Origin of the sequence: Anaerobium acetethylicum (assembly GCF_900096945.1) — a bacterium.
GTDB classification, from domain to species: domain Bacteria; phylum Bacillota; class Clostridia; order Lachnospirales; family Lachnospiraceae; genus Anaerobium; species Anaerobium acetethylicum.
Map to the genome: position 1 here is coordinate 1 of NZ_FMKA01000093.1, position 1,745 is coordinate 1,745.

Annotated in this window: 1 protein-coding gene; it reads right to left on the reverse strand. The window is 40.5% G+C overall.

The window, feature by feature from the left end; all coding sequences use genetic code 11:
- Positions 1 to 19: 19 nt before the first annotated feature.
- Positions 20 to 1,618, reverse strand: coding sequence for an IS1634 family transposase (locus BJR36_RS19915; RefSeq protein ID WP_091237173.1), 1,599 nt, complete (start codon positions 1,616 to 1,618; stop codon positions 20 to 22).
- Positions 1,619 to 1,745: the final 127 nt, after the last annotated feature.

Sequence of the window (1,745 nt, forward strand, 5' to 3'; positions counted from 1 at the left end):
ATCCTAAATACCCAAGAAATTATAACGTGTTCGGCGGTGTAACACCCATTGCCTTATATAATTCTGACTGTTTCTTTGTAACCTCACCAACTCGCAGTGCGCTGCCCGGATTTTCGTATGCTTCAATGACATCCAGTTCATCTAATAATTCCTGCATCGTATAACTTTTGTACAATCCCTTTTCTGACATCTGCTTTTTTAAGTATGAAAGATAGATCAACGCCACAAACTGAACAAATAATTTTCCTTCAAGCGAACTTTCCGAAGATACTGCTGTACGCCTCAGATTAAGTCTTTCCTTGAGATTGCCGAACGCTTTTTCAACTAAGTCTTTGTTGCGGTAAGTCTCTAATGCCAGGATTGGATCCTTAATCTCATTGCTGATTAGGACAAAAAAACCGTAATCTTTTTCGGCTTTAGCAATCGCATCCTGTTTTGGTGTTACTTTTATACCACGGATAGGTGTTGAAATAATATCAAAATATTTGACATATTGTTTTTCGTGTTCCGGATTACGATTGCCTGAAATCAACTCTGCTTCTAACATGTCAAGCATGGCATTGAAACGGGTTTCATGCTCAAGTGCCTTTTCACCGCTGAAATAGATATGCAGATATATGCGGCGCTTGTCTTTTATGACATCTCCTTTATAGGGTCTTTCCTGCGAATAGTGCCATTCTGTCATTGTCGTATGGCTGTGGAGTTGATAGGTTGAGTTGTAATTCCTGCGAGTACGTATGTTGTCCCTCACCTTATTTAACTCCTGCTGCACAAATTTAAGGGATACTTTTGAGGCCATCAGGAATTTCAAATGATTCTGATACAAGGCGTTGATGTTATCCTCGCTGTAAAAACCTCTGTCCATGACTAGCTTTACCTTGCGAAGACCTAGCCAATCTATATCGGCGAGCAGATTCTTTACTGTCTTGACATCACTGATGTTGCCCGCCAGTTTACGGTAGTAGAACGGCAAACCGGATTCTTCACCAAACAGCAATGCAAGGTTAATCTGGGGAAGTGGGTCATTGTCTTTATTAATGCCATATTTGACCTGCTTTAACGATTCGGAATAAGACGAAATACTTGTCGTATCATAAGCCCAGTATTCGTTCTCCATGCGTCGATTACCCTGCAGGCGGAAAAAGCGTGCTTTTGCTTCTTCCGTAATGGAAGCAAAAAGGTCACTGCTTCGTTGTGAAGAGATGCAACCGCCATAAGGGTGGTAATGCGTTCTATCCCACTTTGGGAATCGGATCAGCGAGTTACGGTCTTCTAGTATCAAAAAGTATGCAACGGACAGAATCTGCTTATGATTTTCAGGGAAGCAGGTTTTCAAATCATCTGTAATACCAAGGGACTCACCGATGGCATCAAACAGATATGTTGCTCCGTAGTAGCTATGCTTAATATTTGTCGAAGGTACCGGCCCCTGTTTGGCTGGTTGCGATGCCATCGTAGCAGTTAATCGCTTGGAAGGAATCAAATTCCCATTTTCATCTAACTTGCCGATACATATACGCTTGCTGCGTGATTGTTTCTTATCTTTATCCCAATAGTTGGTTGACTCATAAACATATGTAATGCCATTTTTCTTGTTTGGTACATAAATTAAACCCATAATACACCTCCGATACACGTTATAATTATAACGTGTTTTGCGGATGATTTCAACAAAAAATATCAAATAATACAGTAAAATCAGTGCTTATAAGGTTTCCACGTTATAATTCTCACGGGAATGTAGG

Coding starts and splice junctions, on each gene's coding strand:
- BJR36_RS19915 (WP_091237173.1), bottom strand. CDS start 1,618: ATGGGTTTAATTTATGTACCAAACAAGAAAAATGGCATTACATATGTT.